This is a genomic window from Streptomyces sp. NPDC060184 (genome assembly GCF_042728795.1).
Lineage (GTDB): Bacteria > Actinomycetota > Actinomycetes > Streptomycetales > Streptomycetaceae > Streptomyces.
On record NZ_JBHWYX010000040.1, the window covers coordinates 60,963 to 80,556 of the forward strand.

Below are 19,594 nucleotides of genomic sequence, written 5' to 3' on the forward strand. Positions count from 1 at the left end.
CCGCTGGTCGCCGCCGTGAAGCCGCTGGCCGACGCGATGGGCGCGGAACTGGTGGACGTCGGACGGGCGCGGCCGGACGACGTGGTGCTCGCGTGGGAGGGCCAGGACGTCCTGGCCGTACGGCTGCCGCAGCTCTCGGAATCCCTGGACCACATCCTCTCCGCGATGGAGCGGACGTACGGCGGGCCGCTGGCCGGACTGGACCGCCGGGCGAAGCAGTCCGTGGTCCGCACCCTGGAGGCCCGGGGCGCGTTCGCCGTACGGCACGGGGTGGAGACGGTGGCGAGCGCCCTGGGGGTCAGCCGCTTCACCGTCTACAACTACCTCAACCGTGAGAAGGGAGCCTGAGGGAGCCGCGCGCACGGTACGCGGGCCCCCGAGGGAACCGCCCGGCACGGAACGCGGGACGCCCCCGACCCCGACAGGCCAATTTCAACAAAGTGTTGACGCGGCGTCGCGCGGGGGCGTTAGCTGTTCGCAGCCCGCACGGCGCACAGCTAGACACAGCGACGATCAGCGCGGAGGCTCCGTGACATCGAGCTCCCCACCGGGCCTGGCCCGGTTCAACGCCCTGGCGCACGACGAAGTCGCCGACGTACTGACCGAGATCTGCTCCAGCGGTGCCTGGGGCGCCGCCCTCCTCGCGCGGCACCCCTTCGCCACCGCCGACGACCTGCTCACCGCGAGCGACACGGCCACCGCCGTGCTGTCCGCGGACGACCTGGCCGAGGCGATGGCCGGTCATCCGCCGATCGGGCGGCCGAAACCCGGCGACCCCGTGTCCGCGCGGGAACAGCGCGGGATGGCGGGCGCCTCCGACGCCCTCAGGGCCGAGATGCTCGAACTGAACCTGGCCTACCAGGAGCGCTTCGGCCATGTCTTCCTGATCTGCGCCACCGGGGCGACCGCCGGGCAGATGCGCGACGCGCTGCGGGCCCGTACGGGGAACACGCCCGAGCGGGAGAGCGCGATCGTGCGCATCGAGCTGGGCAAGATCAACCGTATCCGGCTGACCCGCCTCATGACCGAAGGGGAGTGAGGGTCCTGAGTTCCGACACCACCGCCTCGGTGTCCACGCACGTCCTGGACACCAGCATCGGCCGTCCTGCGGCCTCCGTCCCCGTCCGCCTCGCCACCCGCCCCGACGCCGACGCCGGGTGGACGCCCCTCGGCGGCTCGGTGACGGACGCGGACGGCCGCTGCGCGGACCTGCCCGTCCTTCCCGAGGGGGCGGCCCAGGTGCGGCTCGACTTCGACACCGGCGCGTACTTCGCCCCGGAGGCGGAGGGACCGGCCGCTCCGCCGGCCGATGGTGGAACGTTCTTTCCGGAGGTGGCGATCACCTTCGCCGTCCGTCCGGGCGAGCACCACCACGTACCGCTGCTGCTCAGCCCGTTCGGCTACTCCGTCTACCGGGGGAGCTGAGGGCCTGCCCGCGGCCCACCCCGTCGCCGGTGCGAACACCCCGCGGCGGGGCGGCTCGCCGTACCCGTACGCATCCCCGCGCATCCCGCCCTTCTCCCTACGCCCCCGGGCCCGCACCCCTGACGGCGCCGCCTCCCGCTTCCCGCAGAAAGGTCCCGGCACCCATGACCACGCACGCCCAGCAGTCCTCCGAGGTCGCCCCTCCCCGGCCCCGCACCGTGGTGCTCGGCCAGAACCAGTACGGCAAGGCCGAGAACCGGGTCGTCAAGATCGTGCGCGACGGCGCCACCCACCACATCAAGGACCTCAACGTCTCGGTCTCCCTCTCCGGCGACCTGGACGAGGTCCACATCTCCGGCGACAACGCCCACGTGCTGCCGACCGACACCATGAAGAACACGGTGTACGCGTTCGCCAAGGAGCACGGCATCGACTCCGCCGAGCAGTTCGGCATCCACCTCGCCCGGCACTTCGTCCGCTCCCAGCCCGCGATCGCCCGGGCGCGCGTGCGCGTCGAGGAGTACGCCTGGGAACGCATCGAGGACCCCGCCGCCACCGGCCCGGACACCCCGCGCCACTCCTTCGTGCGGAAGGGGCAGGAGGTCCGCACCACGCAGATCCGTTACGACGGCGAGCGCTGGGAGGTGATCTCCGGGGTGAAGGACCTCACCGTCCTGAACTCCACCGACTCCGAGTTCTGGGGCTACGCGAAGGACCGGTACACCACCCTCAAGGAGGCGTACGACCGCATCCTCGCCACCGACGTCTCCGCCCGGTGGCGGTACAGCTGGTCGGACGACGCCGAGGAGATGCCCCGCTGGGAGGAGTCCTGGGAGCAGGCCCGCGCGCACCTGCTCCGGGCGTTCGCCGAGACGTACTCCCTCTCCCTCCAGCAGACGCTCCATCAGATGGGCACCCGGGTCATCGAGAACCGCGCCGAGATCGACGAGATCCGCTTCTCGCTGCCGAACAAGCACCACTTCCTGGTCGACCTGGAACCGTTCGGGCTCGACAACGCCTCCGGGGACGGCGCCGTGTACCTCGCCGCCGACCGCCCCTACGGACTGATCGAGGCCACCGTGCTGCGCGAAGACGCCACGCAGTCGATCCCGGCGGACCTCACCAACCTCTGAGCGAACGACGGGGTACGAGCCGTACAACACCGTTCGCCCGCACCGCACTTGACGAAGGAAGCACGATGACCGATCCGGCAGGGCCGCAGCGCCTCGTCATTGAGAACTGCGCGATCGCCACCGTCGACGCGCACGACACCGAGTACGCCGACGGCCATGTCGTCGTCGCGGGCGACCGCATCGAGTCCGTCGGCGCGGGCCGCGCCCCCGAGGGGCTGGCGAACGTGGTCCGCCGCATCGACGGCACCGGCCACCTGGTCACACCCGGGCTCGTCAACACCCACCACCACTTCTACCAGTGGATCACCCGGGGTCTGGCCACCGACCACAACCTCTTCGACTGGCTCGTCGCGCTCTACCCGACCTGGGCCCGCATCGACGAGCCCATGGTCAGCGCGGCGGCGCGCGGCTCGCTGGCGATGATGGCGCGCGGCGGCGTCACCACCGCCATGGACCACCACTACGTCTTCCCCCGGGGGGCCGGAGACCTGTCCGGTGCGATCATCGGCGCCGCCCGGGACACCGGCGTACGGTTCACTCTCGCCCGGGGCTCCATGGACCGCGGGCAGAAGGACGGCGGGCTGCCGCCGGACTTCGCCGTCGAGACGCTCGACGGCGCGCTCGAAGCCACCGCCGCGGCCGTCGACGCCCACCACGACCCGTCGTTCGGCGCGATGACGCAAGTGGCCGTCGCGCCCTGCTCCCCCTTCTCCGTCTCCACCGAACTGATGCGACAGGGGGCGGAGTTGGCGCGTGCCAAGGGGGTGCGGCTGCACACCCACGGCTCGGAGACCGTGGAGGAGGAGCAGTTCTGCAAGGAGCTGTTCGGGATGGGGCCGACGGACTACTTCGAGTCCACCGGCTGGCTCGGCGAGGACGTGTGGATGGCCCACTGCGTCCACATGAACGACTCCGACATCGCCGCGTTCGCGCGTACCGGTACGGGCGTCGCGCACTGCCCCTCCTCCAACGCCCGTCTCGCGGCCGGGATCGCCCGGGTGCCGGACATGCTCGCGGCCGGCGTCGCGGTCGGCCTCGGCGTCGACGGCACCGCGTCGAACGAGTCCGGCGAACTCCACACCGAACTGCGCAACGCCGTCCTGGTCAACCGTCTGGGGCCGCACCGGGAACGCGCGTTGACAGCACGTCAGTCATTGAGGCTCGGTACGTACGGCGGTGCCCGGGTGCTCGGACGGGCCGACCAGATCGGCTCCCTCGAAGCCGGGAAACTCGCCGACCTGGTGCTCTGGCGGATGGACACCCTCGCCCACGCCTCCATCGCCGACCCGGTCGCGGCTCTCGTCCTCGGCGCGGCTGCTCCCGTCACCCTGTCGCTCGTCGGCGGCAGGCCGGTCGTGGAGAACGGCCGTCTGACGACCGTGGACGAGGACGCCGTCGCCGTCGCCACCCGCGACGAGGCCAGGCGCCTCGCCCGGCTCGCGGCCGGGGGCTGATCTCCCCGGCGCGCGGCCCGTCCGGCCGGGCCCGGCCCCCGGCCGGACGAGGGCTGACACCGCGTCAGCCGATGTGGTAACTGTCCCCGTACACCTTCCAGTCGAGCGGTGGGTTCAGGCCGAGGTTGCCGTTGCGCAGGAAGACCCGCTGCGCGGTGTCGACCCGGGTCGTGTCGGAGTGGGCCGCTTCCTGCCGCATGGCCCACACCCGGGCGTCGAGGTAGGCGTTCAGGTAGACTGTCTCGTCGCCGCCCTTCGACGGCGGCTGGGCCGAGGCGAGCGCCCTCTTGCGGATGGCGCCGAAGCTCGCGCTGTCGTCGCCCTCGCCGTGCATGACGAGCGCGTCGTAGTACGCGAACTGGCCGAGCGTGCCGAGCCCGTCGGCCTTCGCCTGCTTCACGGCCGGGTCGAAGTACACCCGGTCGCGCTCGTCGTCCTGCACCTCGCGGAAGACCGGATCGGTCAGCGCGGCCTGCTCCCAGGCCGAGGTGAACCGGGAGCCGAGACCCTCGTGCGAGTCGGTTCCGTCGACTTCGCGCAGCGCGGGCAGGAACGGCGCGAGGAGATTGCCCGGGGCGCGCTCGGTGTAGAGCTCCACCACCCCCAGCATGTCGCCGGTGCCGGAGCAGAAGCCGACGATGCCGCCGGTGTAGCCGCGGCCGTCGCCGATGTCCTCGATGTACTTGTACTGGTCCCGCCAGTCCAGCGAGGAGTTCTCCGCGCTGGAGACCAGCTGCATGGCGATCTCCTTCTTCGCCGGGTCGTCCAGCCCCACCGTGGGGGCCGCTCGGACCGGCCGGAACGCTTCGTGACGCATCGCCACCTCCTGGGTCGGAGAGTCTGCCAGGGCGCTGGCCGGGGCGACGGTGAGGGCGAGTCCGAGGGCGGTGGCCACGGCCACCGAGGGGAGTGCGGTACGGCGGCCGGTGGCTGCGGGGCGGGCCCCGGCGGCCGGACCGGGGGAGGTGCCGCGACTGCGGAACGTGGCATCGGCCTGGGGGTGAGGCACCTGTCCTCCATCGGAGACACGTTGATCGTCTGCTCTGTCGCGAGCTTCCTATCAGGCCTTTTCGTGTCCCGACGGTCTCCCGTTCCGGTGGCGACGCCGTGTCACCCGCCCGGGTCGGGGCGGGCGGGAGCGGGTGGTCCCGTGGGGCTGCCATCGGCGGGGGACCGGCCGTCCCGGGAGCCCCGCACCGCTCGGCTGGCGCGGTGCGGGGCGGTTCTGGGGAGGGGCGGGCCGTACGCTCGCTGCGCTCGTGCCGGTGCACCGCCTCCGTACCGGTGCACCGGAACGTCCGCCTCCGTGGCGCCAACGGGGTGGGGCGCCGAAGTGTCACGGGCGGGCGGAGGCGAGCGACCGCGTACGGGAGCACGGGGGCGTCGGCGGAGCGGACCGGCGCGCGCGGAAGGGCGCCGGACGCATCGGGCGCCCGCCGCGCCTCCGCCTCGGGGCGGTCCGTCGCCGGCCGGTTCAGTCGTCGATCCGGAAGCTCTCCCCGTACACCTTCCAGCGCAGCGGGGTCTCCAGCTGGAGCTTGCCCTCCCGCACGAACCGGCGCTGGGCCGTCTCGATCCGGCTGGTGTCGGTGTGCGAGGGCTCCTTGGCGATGGCGGCCACCCGGGCGTCGAGGAAGGCGTTGAGCCAGGTCTCCTCGTCGCCGCCCTCGGCCGGGGTGTCGGCGACGGCGAGTGCCTGGCGGCGGATGGAAGCGAAGCCGACCGTGCCCTCGGTGTCGCCGGCGCCGTGCATGACGTACGCGTCGTAGTAGATGAACTGCCCCAGGGCGCTGAGCCCGTCCTTCTCGGCCCGGTCGACCGCCGGGTCGAAGTACCCCTCGTCCAGCACGGCGTCCTGCGCGTCGCGGAAGGCGGAGTCCTTCGCGGCGGCGGTCCACGCCTCGGTGAACGGCGTGCCGAGACCGGCGTGCGAGGGGGTTCCGTCGACCGCCCGCAGGGCCGGAATGAACCGGGCGAGGGCGTTGCCGGGGCGGTCCTTCGTGTACCGCTCCACCACGTCGAGCATGTCGCCGGTGCCGGAGCAGAATCCGATGATGCCGCCGGTGTAGCCGCGGCCGTCGTGGATGTCCTCGATGTACTTGTACTGGCCCCGCCAGTCCAGGGTGGAGTTCTCCGCGCTGGAGACGAGCTCCATGGCGATCCGTTTCTTCGCCGGGTCGTCGAGCCCCTTCTCGGGTTTCTCGTCCGCACCGGAACAGGCGGTCAGCACAGAGGCGGCCAGCAGGGCCACGGAGAGGGTCGCGAGGGAGCGGCGGGCGGCGGGCCGGACGGTGCGGTTCACCCCGTAAGCCTGCCAGGCCGGGGTGAGGGCATGTCACCCCGCCCACCGGCTGTAGCGTCAGGGGCATGGAAGATCAGTCTGTTGTGGATGTCGGCGATGTGCGGCTGGCGTACCGGACGTGGGGCGACCCCTTCGGCTCGCCGGTCGTCCTCCTGCACGGTCTCGGCGGTTCGTCCGCCGACTGGGAGGCGACCGGGTCCCTGCTCGGCGCCGAATGGCGGGTGTACGCCCTCGATCTGCGCGGGCACGGTGAGAGCGACTGGCCGGACGAGTACGCGTTCGAGCAGATGCGGGACGACGTGGTGGGCTTCCTCGACGAGTGCGAGCTCGACCGGGTCGGTCTGGTGGGCCACGGGATGGGCGGCTCGGTCGCCCTGCTGCTGGCGGAGGAGCACTCCGACCGGGTGGAACGGCTCGTCCTCGTGGAGACTCCCGCGCCCTTCCCCGGCGACCCGGGGCCGGCGGGGCGCGCCGAGGGGCCGGTCGACTACGACGAGAACGCCGTACCCGAGATCCACGCCCAGCTCTCCGAACCCGACCCGGAGTGGGCCGAGGCGCTGGGCGAGATCGTCGCGCCCACGATGATCGTCGCGGGCGGCCCCGAGAGCGCCCTGCCGCAGGCGCTCCTGCCGGAGATGGCGTCGCGCATCCCCGACTGCCGTCTGATCACCGTGCCCGGCGGGCACCGGATGCACGAGACCCGCGCCGACCAGGTCGCCCAGCAGATCAGCGAGTTCTTCACCAGCTGATCCGGCGGCCGACGGGCGGGAGAGGCCCGACGCGCGAGGGAGGCCCGGCGAACCCGCCGGGCCTCCCTCGCACGCACGGGGTGCGGCCGTCAGTCGGCGCCGAACTCCATGGCGGCGCTGTCGAGCAGCTTGTCGCCACCGGGGGCCTCGCCGCGCGAGGCGATCTCCTGGGCGTTGCCCTCGGGCATCGCGCCGATCAGCGGCGTCGACGCGGCCTGCGCGCCGATCAGCGCCTGGTGGGAGCTGCCGACCATGCCGATGGCGGCGTACTGCTCCAGCTTGGCGCGGGAGTCCGCGATGTCGAGGTTGCGCATGGTCAGCTGACCGATGCGGTCCACCGGACCGAAGGCCGAGTCCTCGGTGCGCTCCATGGAGAGCTTGTCCGGGTGGTAGCTGAACGCCGGTCCGGAGGTGTTGAGGACCGAGTAGTCCTCGCCGCGCCGCAGCCGCAGGGTCACCTCGCCGGTGACGGCCATGCCGACCCACCGCTGGAGCGACTCGCGGATCATCAGCGCCTGCGGGTCCAGCCACCGGCCTTCGTACATCAGGCGGCCGAGGCGGCGCCCCTCGTTGTGGTAGGTGGCGAGGGTGTCCTCGTTGTGGATCGCGTTGACCAGGCGCTCGTAGCACGCGTGGAGCAGGGCCATGCCCGGCGCCTCGTAGATGCCGCGGCTCTTGGCCTCGATGATCCGGTTCTCGATCTGGTCGGACATGCCCAGGCCGTGCCGGCCGCCGATGGCGTTGGCCTCCAGCACCAGGTCGACGGCGGAGGCGAACTCCTTGCCGTTGATGGTCACCGGGCGGCCCTGCTCGAAGCCGACGGTGACGTCCTCGGTCTCGATCTCGACGGACGGGTCCCAGAATCGCACGCCCATGATCGGGTCGACGCTCTCCAGGCCGGTGTCGAGGTGTTCGAGGGTCTTGGCCTCGTGGGTGGCGCCCCAGATGTTGGCGTCGGTGGAGTACGCCTTCTCCGTGCTGTCCCGGTAGGGCAGTCCGTGGGCGAGCAGCCACTCGGACATCTCCTTGCGACCACCGAGCTCGGTGACGAAGTCGGCGTCCAGCCAGGGCTTGTAGATGCGCAGCGACGGATTGGCCAGCAGGCCGTAGCGGTAGAACCGCTCGATGTCGTTGCCCTTGAACGTGGAGCCGTCGCCCCAGATCTGGACGTTGTCCTCCAGCATGGCGCGCACGAGCATGGTGCCCGTGACCGCCCGGCCGAGCGGGGTGGTGTTGAAGTACGCGCGCCCGCCGGAACGAATGTGGAAGGCCCCGCAGGTCAGCGCGGCGAGCCCTTCCTCGACGAGGGCGGCCCGGCAGTCGACCAGCCGGGCGATCTCCGCCCCGTAGGCGTGGGCGCGCCCGGGCACGGAGGCGATGTCGGGTTCGTCGTACTGGCCGATGTCGGCGGTGTACGTGCACGGCGCCGCGCCCTTGTCGCGCATCCACGCGACCGCGACGGAGGTGTCGAGGCCGCCCGAGAAGGCGATACCGACGCGTTCCCCGACGGGCAGAGAGGTCATTACCTTAGACATAGGAAAAGTATGCACTTCGATGCATGTTCATGCAACCCGGTCGGCCGAGTCGTGGATCACTTCGATGCACTCGATGGGGGCACGGCGAGCAAAGTGCTCCCAAAAACTCCTTGGAGTGACCGTCTCGTCACTCAAGGTTACCGATTCCGGCCGGGGGTAGGTCTCGCGTCGCCCCCGGATGCCCCCTCGGCTCCTGTCGAGGGGGCGAGGTGTCAGGGGGCGGAAGAGGAAGCAACCTCGTACCCGTCCCTTCGGGGGCGGGAGATCCAGGGAGACCGCTCATGGCAGTACGGAAGACCGCCACGACCCTGCTGGCCGCCGCGACGCTCGTCGCCGGCTCGCTCCTCGGGCTGATGGGGCCGGCGTCGGCCTCCGCCCGGCCCGACGAGGCCACCCTCGCGGCGAAGGCGCTCGCGGGCGCCCGGCAGCACGCGGTGGAGTCGCCCGCCGTGGTGAAGTCCGCCGCCGCGGCGCTGTCCTGCTCCTACACCTACGTGTGCGGCCAGGGCGCCAACGGCAACAGCTTCGCCTACACCAAGTGCAACACCCTCTACCAGCTCCCCAACCTCACCGGCAGCGGCCCCCTCATCAACAACCAGACACCCGGCACCGTCGCCTACTTCTACGACAAGAACCAGAGCTACCTCTTCTCCTCCACCGCCTATCAGTCGACGACGGTCAACTGGACCCCGGTCTGGTACGCCATCGCCTGCTGACGGACCGCCGGTGATCGCGGCGGGGCGCTCGCACGGCTCCTGGGCCGGAGGTCCGCGGGCGCCCCGCCGCAACCCATCGGGGCCCTCCGCGATCCACCGGGGCTCCGGGGCTCCGGGGTGTCGAGGTGCCGGGGCGGCAGGGCGGAATTGGGGACTCCGTAACCACATCCGTGGGCCCCGGTGCAAGCCGGGGGAGGCGCACATGCACATATTGCGGAACGTTCCGCGCACTCCTCTTGTGACCCGCCCGCACGCCGTGCCATACAGGTCTGGACCAATGCCCCGGACGAAAGGCGGCAGCGCCGTGCACCTTCCCCCCATGCGTGTCGTGTCGACCTGTTCCGCCGTACTTCTCCTCGCGCTGCTCACCGGCTGCGGCGGGCACGCCGCCGCGGCCGACACCAAAGCACCCACCACCCCGCAGGGCGTGACCGCCCAGGTGAGCAGCTCCACCTCCGTGCACGTCATGTGGGAGCCGTCCACCGACGACAAGGCGGTCACCGGATACGAGGTCTACCGCGACGGCACCCGGGCGAAGACCGTCCCCGCGGCCACGCACATGATCGACGTCGACGGCCTCACCGCCTCCACCGCCTACACCTTCACCGTCCGGGCCCGGGACGCGGCAGGCAACCTCTCCGAGCCCGGCCCCGGCGTACCGGCCACCACCCAGCCCACGCCGCCCGACGACCGGGCCGCGCCGTCCGTCCCCGGCTCGCTGCGCGCCACCGCCATCGGCACCGACAGCGCGACCCTGTCCTGGAAGCCCTCGACGGACGACGTCCGCGTCTCCACCTACGACGTCTACCAGGAGGACTCCCGCATCCACAGCGTCTCCGGCACCGTGACCAGCGCCCGGCTCACCGGCCTGCGCCCCGGCACGGTCTACACCTTCACGGTCCGCGCCCGCGACGCCTCGGACAAGTCCTCGGACGACAGCCGTTCCGTCGACGTCACCACCCGATCCGCCCCCGGCGCCCCCGCGAGCACCGCCCCCACCGGTCTGCGCACGGAGACCAAGGGCGGGCCCGGCGACTACACCGCCGCACTCTCCTGGGACCAGCCCCAGGTGGGCGGCGACATCCCCGCGTACGAGCTCTACCTCGACGGGAAGTTCACCACGACCATCGTCTGGGGCGGTACGCCTCCGAAGGGCCGCGCCACCTACGAACTGACGCTCACCGAACCGAAGGGCACCCGGCACTCCGTCAAGATCCGGGCCAAGCTCCCCGACGGCACGTGGGGCGACTTCTCCGCGCAGCGCACCCTCGTCCTCGGCGGCTGACGGGCCCGGTGCCGCCCACGGCACCCGACATCCCTTACGGCACCCCACACCCCCACACCGCCGACGGCACCCGGCGGCGCGGACGAGCGGGAGCGCCCGCCCTGTGGTCCATTGACCCTGGGGCGTGTCCGCGCGAGCCCCGTGCCCCGCGACACCGCCGGGTGCACGGCGGGTCCGGCACGGACGCGGCCCCGGAACCTCGGACGTGAGTACGCGAGTACGTGAGGAACAGGGGTGTGCACCATGGACCTGAGCACCCGGGTCGACGCGCTGATGGACGGTCTGACCGCCGACCTGGAACGGCTCACGGCCATCCCCTCCGTCGCCTTCCCCGGCTTCCCGCCCGAACCCGTCCTGGAGGCCCACGACCTCCTGGTGGAACTCCTGCGGGGAGCCGGAGTCACACGGATCGACCGCCTCGACCTCCCCGACACCGCGCCGGTCATCGTGGCCGAGGTTCCGCCGCCCGCCCCCGACGCGCCCACCGTCCTCCTGTACGGCCACTACGACGTCCAGCCGCCCGGCGACCCCACCCTCTGGCGGTCGCCGCCCTTCGAGCCCACCCCGCTCGACGACAAAACCGGCCTCAGGGCCCGGGGCGTCGCCGACGACAAGGCGAACGTCATCGTCCACCTCGGCGTGCTCCGGGCATTCGGCGGCGTGCCCCCGGTCGGGCTGAAGATCGTCCTGGAGGGCCAGGAGGAGTACGGCAGCGCCTTCGACGCGTACCCGCCCACCGACCCGGACCGCTTCGCCTGCGACGCCATGGTCATCGCGGACCTCGGCAACATCCGCCCCGGCAGCCCCACCCTCACCACCGGGCTGCGGGGCGCCGCGGAGGTCGTGGTCGAAGTCCGTACCCTCGCCGAGCCCCGGCACAGCGGCGAGTTCGGCGGAGCCGCCCCCGATGCCCTGCTGGCGCTGCTCACGGCGCTCTCCACCCTGCACGACGTGCACGGCGACGTGGCGGTGGAGGGACTGCGGCGCGAGGAGTGGACCGGCACCACCTTCACCGAGGACGAGTTCCGCTCGCTGGCCGGGGTGCTGGACGGGGTGCCTCTGACCGGATCCGGCAGCCTCGGCGAACGGCTCTGGAGTGGACCGGCCATCACCGTCATCGGGATCGACGCCCCGAGCGTCGACCACGCGGCCTCGGCCGTCGTGCCCTACGCGCGCGCCAAGCTGAACCTCCGGTTCCACCCGCTGCAGGACCCGAAGGAGGCGCGCGGTCTCCTCGTCACCCACCTGGAGGCACTCCGCCCGTTCGGTATCCGGCTGACCGTCACCGCCGGGGACACCGGCCCCGGCTACGAGGCCCGCACCGACGGCCCTGCCTACCGCGCGGCCCTCACCGCTCTGCGCGAGGGCTGGGGCGAGGAGCCCGCGTACATCGCCGGCGGCGGCTCCATCCCCCTGGTGAACGGACTGGCCAGGGCCGTGCCAGGAGCGGAGGTGCTGCTCTTCGGCGCCCAGGACAGCAGGTGCAACCTGCACGCCCCGAACGAACGCGTGCTCTTCTCCGAACTCAGGTCGGCGGTGATCGCGGAAGCCGCCTTCCTGCGGGAGTTCGCCGCCGGTCACCGGGCCGGAGGCACGGCGTGAGCACCCAGGTGACGGGCGGCGCCGCCCCCGAGGGAGACCACCCGGAGAAGCGGAAGTTCACCTTCCCGAGCGCGTTGACGATCCTCGCCCTGGTGACCCTCGCCGTCTGGGCGCTCGCTTTCCTCATCCCCTCCGGGGCGTACGACCGCAACGCCGAAGGCGCCCCCGTCCAGGGCACCTACCACCGGGTCCCCTCCGACCAGAGCTTCGTCGACCGGCTCGACGACCTCTTCCTCTCGCCCGTCAACGGCCTCTACGGAATCCAGGACACGAAGACCGGTCAGGTCGGGCCCGACCTGACGGGTGAGCTGTACGGCAGCGCGGGCGTGTTCCTCTTCGTCATCGCGATCGGCGCGTTCATCACCGTCGTCTTCGCCACCGGGGCCCTCGACCGGGGCATCGGCCGCCTCGCCCACCGGCTGCGCGAGCGCGGCGCGCTGCTCATCGTCGGCGTCATGGTGGTCTTCTCGCTGCTCGGCACGGTGGAGGGCTTCGCCGAGGAGACCCTGGGCTTCTACGGGCTGATCGTCCCGCTGATGCTCGCCCTCGGCTACGACCGCATGGTCGCGACCGGCACGATCATCCTCGGCGCGGGCATCGGCGTGCTCTGCTCCACCGTCAACCCGTTCGCCACCGGCGTCGCCTCGTCCGCCGCCGACATCTCCCTCGGCGACGGCATCGTGCTGCGTGGCCTCATGTGGATCGTCCTGACGGCCGTGACCATCGCCTACGTCGTCCGGTACGCCTCCCGGGTCCGCAGGGACCCCGCACGCTCCCTCTCCGGCTTCCTGCCCGGCGACCGCGAGCAGTCGGCGGCGGAAACCGAGGAACCGCCGCCGCTGACCCCGCTGCACCAGGTCGTCCTGGTCCTGGTCGGACTCACCTTCGCCTTCATGATCTTCTCCGTGGTGCCGTGGTCCAGCGCCATCAGCGGGGACGCCGACGCCACCCCGTACGGCTTCGAACTCGGCTGGTCCTTCCCGCAGCTGGCCGCGCTCTTCATCGTCGCCGCGGTGGTCGTCGGCGTGGTCGCCCGGTTCGGCGAGCAGCGGCTGAGCGCGACGCTCGTGCAGGGCGCGGCGGACTTCATCTCGCCCGCGCTCGTCATCGTGCTGGCGCGCGGGGTCACCGTCATCATGAACAACTCGCGGATCACCGACACGGTGCTCCACTCCATCGAGGGAGCGGTCTCCGGGGTCTCGTCCGGTCTCTTCGCCGTCGTCGTGTTCATCGTCAACCTGCCGCTGGCGTTCCTGATCCCCTCCACCTCCGGGCACGCGACTCTCGCCATGCCGATCCTCGCGCCCCTCGCCGACTTCGCGGGCGTCTCGCGCGCCGTGGTGGTCACCGCCTGGCAGGCGGCGAGCGGCTGGATGAACCTCTGGGTGCCGACGACCGCCGTCACCATCGGCGGAATCGCGCTGGCGAAGATCGGCTACGACAGGTACCTGCGCTTCGTCTGGCCGCTGCTGGCGATCCTGTCCGTGCTCATCTGCGGGTTCGTCGCGCTGGGCGCGGTGTGGACCTGACGGGTCCCGCAGGCGCCGGAACACGCTCGGCACCCACCACCGGTGGCCGGGCCGCGCGACCGGTACACCGTTCCGCCATCGCGCGTGCACGTCGGTTTCACGCCATCTTCCCTCCCCCTCCACGACCTGTTTCCCCGCGGGAACCCGGGCAGCGCCGGATCAAGGACGCGTCAGTAACCGGGATCAGCCGGACAACGGACTTGCCGGACGAGCCCTTCTGGAGATAGATCTACTCCACGACCCTGGGGAGGGGCGCCACCACTGGTGGGGGGATTCTGCTCCGTCATGCCGTGCGCCGGTGCCATGACCGACACCGAAGGCACGTCGACGGACGCCATTCATCCGAGACCGCACACGTGCGGCTCGGCACCGGCATGCGCGCCGCTCCCCGTGGAGTCGTCTTTTCCACAGGAGGCAGAATGCCCAACCCCGCAATACCCGGGTCCCGGCGGACCCGGAGGATGGCCACATCGGCAGCGATCGTCTGCGCCGGTCTGCTGGTCAGCGGTTCGATGACGATCACCGCGCACGCGGCCGGGAACGAGGCCCCGACCCCGGGCACGGTGGCCGTGCCGCACGCGTCCTTTGCGCGCCCCACCTTCACGGTGCCGGGCCGTGAGAACGCCGTGGCTCCCCAGCCGCGCAACCTGATGGCCCGTTCCGCCGCCGTCGACTCCTCGGCCGCCCAGCGCGCCGACTTCGACGGTGACGGCGCCGGAGACCTCGCCTACCGTGAAGGCTGGGGCGACGTCTACACGGACTGGGGCAACGGCTACGCCGATGTCCTTTCCGGCGAGACCGCCCAGGTCAAGGACCTGCTGCTGCCCGGCGACATGACCGGCGACGGCAAGGCCGACCTGCTGGTGGTGACGCCCACCGGATCGCTGCGGCTCTACAGCGGAGCCAACGCGGCCGTCGACGGTGGCCTCAGCTCGTACACCACGCTCAGCAGCGGCTGGCAGGCGTACAACAAGCTCGTCGTCCCCGGTGACCTGAACGGTGACGGCGCGCCCGACCTTCTCGCCCGCAGCACGGCCGGACTGTTCCTCTTCCCGGGTACGGGCAAGAACTTCGGCAAGGGCATCCAGGTCGGCGGCACCGGCTGGAGCCAGTTCGACCAGCTGGTCGGCGCGGACGACCTCACCGGCGACGGCATCGCCGACCTAGTGGCCCGCAACGCCACCGGGGTCTACGTGTATCCCGGGAACGGCAAGGTCACCGGGTACCCGTTCAAGACCCAGTTCCAGATCGGGGGCACCGGCTGGGCGCAGTACAACCAGATCACCGGCGGCACCGACTACAACGGCAACGGCACCGCGGACCTCGCGGCCCGGGGCTACGACGGCAAGCTGTACTTCTACGACGGCAAGGGCACGGGTTTCTTCCAGGCCCGCGTGCTTTCCGGCCCGGGCTGGAACACGGTCACCCAGCTGGCCGGGGCCGGCAACAACGCGGCCTACGGCAAGGCCGGGGTCTTCGCCCGCACCAGCAACGGCACCCTGTACTACTACGACGGCACCGGACTCGGGAAGCTCTCGGCCAAGTACCTGATCGGATCGGGCTGGACCCGCTCCGAGAGCCGTCTCACCCACAGTGTCTCGCTCCGGTCGGACGGAAGCTCCGACCTGATCGCGCACAGCACGTACGACGGCCACCTGTACAACACGGCCACGTACGCGGAGAACGACACCGACCTCGCGGGCGGTTCGAAGTCGTACAACCTGATCGTCGGCCCCGGCGACCTGAACGGTGACGGCAAGAGCGACCTGATCGCCCGCAGCTCCACCGCGCTGTACTTCTACGCGGGCAACGGCGACGGCCTCTCCATGAAGGGCCGGGTCCAGGTCGGCGGCAGCGGCTGGAGCCAGTACAACAAGCTGGTCGGCGCCGGTGACCTCAACCGGGACGGCCGCGCGGACGTCATCGCCCGCAGCTCCGCCGGGCTGTTCTTCTACCCCGGCACCGGCAAGTCGTCCACGCCGCTCGGCACCCGTACCCAGGTCGGCGGCACCGGCTGGAGCCAGTACTCCAACCTCGCCGCCCCGGGCGACATCAACGGGGACGGCATCGCCGACCTCCTGGCGTCCAACTCCAAGGGCGAGCTGTTCTTCTACGCGGGCACCGGAGTCGCCAAGACCCCGTTCAAGGCCCGCGTCCAGATCGGCACCGGGGGCTGGAACCAGTACCCCGACCTGGTCTGACCGCTGACCCACGCGACGCTCGACGAGCGCCGCACCGGCCGCCCCGTCCCCGCACACTAGCGGGGGCGGGGCGGCCGTCCCATGTACGCATGCACGGGCAAGCGGGTCAGTCGCGTGCGGCTTCCGCGACGAACGCGGCCCAGGCGTCCGGGGCCAGAGTGAGGGTGGGCCCGGTGTGCTGCTTGGAGTCGCGTACGTGGACGGTGCCGGGGGAGGTGGCGACCTCCAGGCAATTCCCGCCTTCGGCGCCGCTGTGGCTGCTCTTGTGCCAGTGCAGCTCTGTGTCGGAACCGCCGGTGGTGACGTGGACGTTCATACCTCTCCCAGCTGTTTCTCGATGAAAGCCAGGGACTCACGCGGGGTGAGGGCCTGGGCTCGGATGATCCCATAGCGGGCCGACAGGGCGCGGACCTCCCTGCGCTCCGTCACCAGTGTGCTCCGACCCTGCACTTCGAGATAGCCGACCGGCTCGCCGTGTTGAGGGGTGAGGACGGTGAACGGGCCGTCCACGCCCGCGTTGTCCTCCCGGTCCGCGGGCATCACCTGGATCTCGACATTGCGCTTCTGGCCGATCAGCAGCAGGTGTTCCAACTGCCCGCGCCGTACCTCGCGGCCTCCCAGACCCCGGGTGACGACGTACTCCTCCATGACGAAGCTGAGCAGCGGTGCCGGCCAGCGGTGGAAGATCTCCTGGCGTGCCTGGCGCGCTGCGACCCGCTGTTCGATGGTGGCCTCGTCCAGCAGCGGACGCCGGTCCGTCAGCAGCGCGCGGGTGTACTCCTCCGTCTGGAGGGGCCCGTTGACGACGAGGGTTTCGTAGCCAGCGAGTTCTGTCGCCTCCGCCTCGATCCGGGCGGCGTCCCGGAAGAAGGCCGGGTACTGGGCGCGCGCCACTTCCTCCTTGCTGGTGCTCAGCACACCGTGAGCCCGCAGGATGTCGTCGGCCTGGTCGATGAACTTCGGCGGAGGGACGCGCCGTCCCTGCTCGAACGCGGCGATGGTGGAGGCGGAGTACCCGGTCGAGGAACCGAGCTGGGCGCGTTCCAGACCGGCCGCGGTCCGGAACAGTTTCAACTGGCGTCCGAAGACGGCCAGGATGCCCGTCCCGCTCTCGTGCGCCTCATGCGGTTGCTGCTCTTCCGGCACGGCCTTGCCTCCACGGTCGCTTCCCGCCCTGCCGCCTCACGCTCCGTCGCGTGTACAGGGTGTGTACCGCCGCGTACAGCCCCGGGCCGTCAGCGCGTCAGTCCTGGTCACGGTATGCGGACGGCGCGAGGGTTTTCCTCATGAACGAAGCAATTACCTCTCCCGGGAAGATGGTTGAAACCCGCGCCCCGGAACGGGAGTTCGCCATGCGATTCACCGCGACTCCGCGCGGCGCCCGTCTGTCCCGCCGTCTCGTGTCGCTCCGGCTCCACGAGTGGGGCCACCCCTGGGCCTCGGACACGAACGACACGCTCTCCCTGATCGCCGCCGAGCTGACCGCGAACGCGGTGCGGCACGGGCGGGTGCCGGGCCGGGACTTCCATGTGCGGCTCACCGAGGCGGGCGGCACCCTGCGGATCGAGGTGACGGACATCCGCGGTGAGCGGTGTCCGTCACCCGGCGATCCGCGTGAGCCCGCCTGCGACGAGGAGTCGGGCCGGGGGCTCCTCCTCGTCTCCCGGCTCGCGGGGCGCTGGGGCGTGCTGCCCCGCACGGGTGCGCCCGGCAAGACGGTGTGGGCGGAGGTCTACGGGGAGCAGATCCCGCCCGGCACCGCCTGACCGCACGGGGCCGGCTCCTCAGCTCTGCTCGGTGTGCTTCTCTCCCGCCGTCTTCGACGGCAGCTCGCCCGCCCGGTCGACCACGCCCCATCCGGTCCGCGCGAGGCTGGACAGGAGGGTTCCCGCCTCCCCGTAGGAGGTGTCCTCGGTGAGATAACTGCGCGAACCGAGGAAGGAGAGGTCGGTCCGGTCGAAGACCCACTCGGTACGGGTGCCGTAGCGGGTGTCCTCGCGGGCGATGCCGAGCCCGTGCCGCCCGAGGGCGTCGGCGGCCTGCGGGGCTTCGACGACCCCCGGGAGTCGGGCGGCGGCCTCGTACAGGGCGGCGGCGGTGGGCGCCGGCATCACCGCGGTCAGCAGCTCACCGATCCGGTCGAAGACCGCCTGGGCGCGTTCCTGGTCCGGGGTGTCGGGGGTGTGCGCGTACAGATACGTCAGCAGCCGCTCGGGGTCGGTCGGGAGCGTGCCGAGCCAGGCGTAGGTGGGACGGCTGAGCCCCGCGGCGGTGCCCTCGGTGTCGCCCAGCTCCGCGTTGACGGGGAACGTCTCCCCACCGGTCCGCACCAGACCGAGCTTCCGCAGCGGGCGCGGGTCTTGGGCGGCCCACTCCTCGCGCTCCTCCAGCGGCCCGACCACCGCCTTGCCGCTGGTGAGGTCCGCGCCCCGGACCGTGGAGCGGGTGTAGAGGAACTGGTCGTCGCGGACAGCGGGGACGCCGGTGCGCAGTGCCACGGCGGAGATGCGGTGCAGCAGGGCCGGGCCGCCACGGCCGGTGGGGTCGACGGTGGGCGAGGCGGACGCGGAAGGCCGGTCCGGGCCCGGGGCGACGGCGAGGGAGGCGACCACCACCCCGGTGAGCGCGAACGCGGACACCGGGATGAGCACGGCGGGGCGGAGGAGCCGACGGACCGGCCGGGCGGCCCCGGCGGCTGCGGCTGCGGCTGCGGCTGCGGGGGCGGGGGCAGCGTCGGCGGTGGCGGCCTGTTCGGCGGTGTCGTTGTCGATGAGGGTCATGAGCAGTTCCTTGTGGTGGCGGTGCCGCTCGGGGGAGAGCGCGTCGACGTCCGGGGCCGGCATCAGCCGGGCGATCTCCCGGGCGTCGGCGTCCGGCGGTCGCCGGACGCCGCGCGGGTCCGGGGACAGGCCGGTGTCGTCGTGGTTCTGGCTCATCGGGTCTCCTCCCGTACGGGCAGGGCCGCACGTGCGGCCGTACCTGTCACCTCTCCGCGGGCGCCGCGTGGTTCCCGCTCTTCCTCGACGAGCCGGGCCAGCCTCTTGCGGGCGCGCGAGAGGCGCGAACGTACCGTCCCGACCGGCACCCCGAGGGCCTGCGCCGCCTGCGCGTAGTCGAGGCCGGACCACACGCACAGGGACAGCACCTCCCGCTCGTGCCGTCGCAGTCTGCCCAGCGCGTCCTGGACCGCCCGCAGTCGTCGGGTGTCGTCGAGGCGGTCCACCGCCTCCGGGGCGAAGTCGGGTACCACGTCGGGCCTCGGCCCGCGGGCGAGGAAGGCGATGCGGCGGCGGGCTCCGCGCCGGGCGTTCTCGCACGTGTGGGTGGCAATGCCGAGGAGCCAGGGGAGCAGCGGGCCACCTTCCTCTGCCACGGTCTCCCGTCGGCGCCAGGCGGTCAGAAAGGTCTCCGACATGATGTCCTCGGCGACCGAGCGGTCGCCCGTCAGCCGCAGCGCGTGCCGGTGGACCCGGGGCGCGCACTCCTCGTACAGCTCGGCGAACGCCTCGCGTTCACCCGCGCGCACGCGGCGGCGCAGGTCGTCTTCTTGTTCCCTCACACCTGTCGTCTCTCCGCGGTGCGGCCCGGGTTCCTGTGACCTGCGTCATGCCGGACCGCCCGGACATGCCACCGCCCCCGGCGTGGTGCGGTGCCGGGGGCTGT

The 19,594-nt window shown here is 71.8% G+C and carries 19 protein-coding genes; 12 read left to right on the plus strand and 7 right to left on the minus strand.

What is annotated here, in order from left to right; translation table 11 throughout:
* Positions 1–36 precede the first annotated feature (36 nt).
* The 5 genes from ACFWEE_RS24750 (at position 37) to ACFWEE_RS24770 (ending at position 4,012) form a co-directional block, all read left to right on the plus strand.
* Positions 37–348 (plus strand): helix-turn-helix domain-containing protein, encoded by a 312-nt coding sequence (locus ACFWEE_RS24750; RefSeq protein ID WP_386892253.1) that lies wholly within the window; start codon positions 37–39, stop codon positions 346–348.
* 181 nt (positions 349–529) lie between these two features.
* Complete coding sequence (gene uraD / locus ACFWEE_RS24755; protein ID WP_386892221.1) at positions 530–1,039, plus strand: 2-oxo-4-hydroxy-4-carboxy-5-ureidoimidazoline decarboxylase; 510 nt, start codon at positions 530–532, stop codon at positions 1,037–1,039.
* Positions 1,040–1,044: 5 nt separating this feature from the next.
* The gene (gene uraH, locus ACFWEE_RS24760) at positions 1,045–1,425 is read left to right on the plus strand and encodes a hydroxyisourate hydrolase (RefSeq protein ID WP_386892255.1); all 381 of its coding nucleotides are present in this window, start codon (positions 1,045–1,047) and stop codon (positions 1,423–1,425) included.
* 164 nt (positions 1,426–1,589) lie between these two features.
* On the plus strand, positions 1,590–2,558 hold the full coding sequence (gene pucL, locus ACFWEE_RS24765) for a factor-independent urate hydroxylase (protein ID WP_386892223.1): 969 nt from the start codon (positions 1,590–1,592) through the stop codon (positions 2,556–2,558).
* A 65-nt stretch (positions 2,559–2,623) separates the two neighbouring features.
* A complete protein-coding gene (locus ACFWEE_RS24770) occupies positions 2,624–4,012 on the plus strand; it encodes an 8-oxoguanine deaminase (protein WP_386892224.1) in 1,389 nt (462 codons plus the stop codon).
* Positions 4,013–4,076: 64 nt separating this feature from the next.
* On the opposite strand, the gene ACFWEE_RS24775 is transcribed toward ACFWEE_RS24770, so the two are convergent.
* Both ACFWEE_RS24775 and ACFWEE_RS24780 read right to left on the minus strand, forming a co-directional pair.
* Positions 4,077–4,913 (minus strand): chitosanase, encoded by an 837-nt coding sequence (locus ACFWEE_RS24775; protein ID WP_386892257.1) that lies wholly within the window; start codon positions 4,911–4,913, stop codon positions 4,077–4,079.
* Positions 4,914–5,486: 573 nt separating this feature from the next.
* Positions 5,487–6,314 carry a chitosanase gene (locus tag ACFWEE_RS24780; RefSeq protein ID WP_386892226.1) on the minus strand — a complete coding sequence of 276 codons (828 nt, stop codon included), beginning with the start codon at positions 6,312–6,314 and terminating at the stop codon, positions 5,487–5,489.
* Positions 6,315–6,379: 65 nt separating this feature from the next.
* On the opposite strand from ACFWEE_RS24780, the gene ACFWEE_RS24785 reads away from it, so the two are divergent.
* Positions 6,380–7,063: an alpha/beta fold hydrolase gene (locus ACFWEE_RS24785; RefSeq protein ID WP_386892228.1), complete on the plus strand. Its 684-nt coding sequence runs from the start codon at positions 6,380–6,382 to the stop codon at positions 7,061–7,063.
* Between the two features lie 89 nt (positions 7,064–7,152).
* Here the strand turns inward: ACFWEE_RS24785 and argG are convergent, their stop codons facing one another.
* On the minus strand, positions 7,153–8,598 hold the full coding sequence (argG, locus tag ACFWEE_RS24790) for an argininosuccinate synthase (protein WP_386892230.1): 1,446 nt from the start codon (positions 8,596–8,598) through the stop codon (positions 7,153–7,155).
* A gap of 281 nt (positions 8,599–8,879) precedes the next feature.
* On the opposite strand from argG, the gene ACFWEE_RS24795 reads away from it, so the two are divergent.
* The 5 genes from ACFWEE_RS24795 to ACFWEE_RS24815 all read left to right on the plus strand — a co-directional run bounded on the left by ACFWEE_RS24795 (position 8,880) and on the right by ACFWEE_RS24815 (position 15,931).
* Positions 8,880–9,314, plus strand: coding sequence for a hypothetical protein (locus ACFWEE_RS24795; protein WP_386892232.1), 435 nt, complete (start codon positions 8,880–8,882; stop codon positions 9,312–9,314).
* Positions 9,315–9,633: 319 nt separating this feature from the next.
* Entirely contained in the window at positions 9,634–10,599 is a 966-nt protein-coding gene (locus ACFWEE_RS24800) for a fibronectin type III domain-containing protein (protein ID WP_386892234.1), read from the plus strand.
* Positions 10,600–10,842: 243 nt separating this feature from the next.
* Complete coding sequence (locus tag ACFWEE_RS24805) at positions 10,843–12,201, plus strand: M20/M25/M40 family metallo-hydrolase (RefSeq protein WP_386892236.1); 1,359 nt, start codon at positions 10,843–10,845, stop codon at positions 12,199–12,201.
* A complete protein-coding gene (locus ACFWEE_RS24810) occupies positions 12,198–13,730 on the plus strand; it encodes a YfcC family protein (RefSeq protein ID WP_386892238.1) in 1,533 nt (510 codons plus the stop codon). The genes ACFWEE_RS24805 and ACFWEE_RS24810 overlap by 4 nt, the downstream gene beginning before the upstream one ends.
* A 461-nt stretch (positions 13,731–14,191) precedes the next feature.
* On the plus strand, positions 14,192–15,931 hold the full coding sequence (locus ACFWEE_RS24815) for an FG-GAP repeat domain-containing protein (protein ID WP_386892239.1): 1,740 nt from the start codon (positions 14,192–14,194) through the stop codon (positions 15,929–15,931).
* Between the two features lie 106 nt (positions 15,932–16,037).
* On the opposite strand, the gene ACFWEE_RS24820 is transcribed toward ACFWEE_RS24815, so the two are convergent.
* Together ACFWEE_RS24820 and ACFWEE_RS24825 are read right to left on the minus strand one after the other, a co-directional pair.
* Positions 16,038–16,247, minus strand: coding sequence for a DUF397 domain-containing protein (locus ACFWEE_RS24820; RefSeq protein WP_386892241.1), 210 nt, complete (start codon positions 16,245–16,247; stop codon positions 16,038–16,040).
* A complete protein-coding gene (locus ACFWEE_RS24825) occupies positions 16,244–17,077 on the minus strand; it encodes a helix-turn-helix domain-containing protein (protein ID WP_386892242.1) in 834 nt (277 codons plus the stop codon). Before ACFWEE_RS24825 ends, ACFWEE_RS24820 begins: the two co-directional genes overlap by 4 nt.
* Before the next feature lie 140 nt (positions 17,078–17,217).
* Here ACFWEE_RS24825 and ACFWEE_RS24830 point away from each other — a divergent pair, with 140 nt between their 5' ends.
* Positions 17,218–17,697: an ATP-binding protein gene (locus tag ACFWEE_RS24830; RefSeq protein WP_386892244.1), complete on the plus strand. Its 480-nt coding sequence runs from the start codon at positions 17,218–17,220 to the stop codon at positions 17,695–17,697.
* 18 nt (positions 17,698–17,715) lie between these two features.
* On the opposite strand, the gene ACFWEE_RS24835 is transcribed toward ACFWEE_RS24830, so the two are convergent.
* Entirely contained in the window at positions 17,716–18,867 is a 1,152-nt protein-coding gene (locus ACFWEE_RS24835; RefSeq protein ID WP_386892246.1) for a CU044_5270 family protein, read from the minus strand.
* Positions 18,864–19,469, minus strand: coding sequence for an RNA polymerase sigma factor (locus ACFWEE_RS24840; RefSeq protein ID WP_386892258.1), 606 nt, complete (start codon positions 19,467–19,469; stop codon positions 18,864–18,866). The genes ACFWEE_RS24835 and ACFWEE_RS24840 overlap by 4 nt, the downstream gene beginning before the upstream one ends.
* Positions 19,470–19,594 lie beyond the last annotated feature (125 nt).

Excerpts from the sequence above, each read along its gene's own strand:
- ACFWEE_RS24835 (WP_386892246.1), bottom strand. The coding sequence starts at position 18,867 with ATGAGCCAGAACCACGACGACACCGGCCTGTCCCCGGACCCGCGCGGC.
- ACFWEE_RS24805 (WP_386892236.1), top strand. The coding sequence starts at position 10,843 with ATGGACCTGAGCACCCGGGTCGACGCGCTGATGGACGGTCTGACCGCC.
- ACFWEE_RS24815 (WP_386892239.1), top strand. The coding sequence starts at position 14,192 with ATGGCCACATCGGCAGCGATCGTCTGCGCCGGTCTGCTGGTCAGCGGT.
- argG (WP_386892230.1), bottom strand. The coding sequence starts at position 8,598 with ATGTCTAAGGTAATGACCTCTCTGCCCGTCGGGGAACGCGTCGGTATC.
- ACFWEE_RS24800 (WP_386892234.1), top strand. The coding sequence starts at position 9,634 with ATGCGTGTCGTGTCGACCTGTTCCGCCGTACTTCTCCTCGCGCTGCTC.
- ACFWEE_RS24820 (WP_386892241.1), bottom strand. The coding sequence starts at position 16,247 with ATGAACGTCCACGTCACCACCGGCGGTTCCGACACAGAGCTGCACTGG.
- pucL (WP_386892223.1), top strand. The coding sequence starts at position 1,590 with ATGACCACGCACGCCCAGCAGTCCTCCGAGGTCGCCCCTCCCCGGCCC.
- ACFWEE_RS24770 (WP_386892224.1), top strand. The coding sequence starts at position 2,624 with ATGACCGATCCGGCAGGGCCGCAGCGCCTCGTCATTGAGAACTGCGCG.
- ACFWEE_RS24750 (WP_386892253.1), top strand. The coding sequence starts at position 37 with ATGGGCGCGGAACTGGTGGACGTCGGACGGGCGCGGCCGGACGACGTG.
- ACFWEE_RS24830 (WP_386892244.1), top strand. The coding sequence starts at position 17,218 with ATGAACGAAGCAATTACCTCTCCCGGGAAGATGGTTGAAACCCGCGCC.
- ACFWEE_RS24785 (WP_386892228.1), top strand. The coding sequence starts at position 6,380 with ATGGAAGATCAGTCTGTTGTGGATGTCGGCGATGTGCGGCTGGCGTAC.
- ACFWEE_RS24795 (WP_386892232.1), top strand. The coding sequence starts at position 8,880 with ATGGCAGTACGGAAGACCGCCACGACCCTGCTGGCCGCCGCGACGCTC.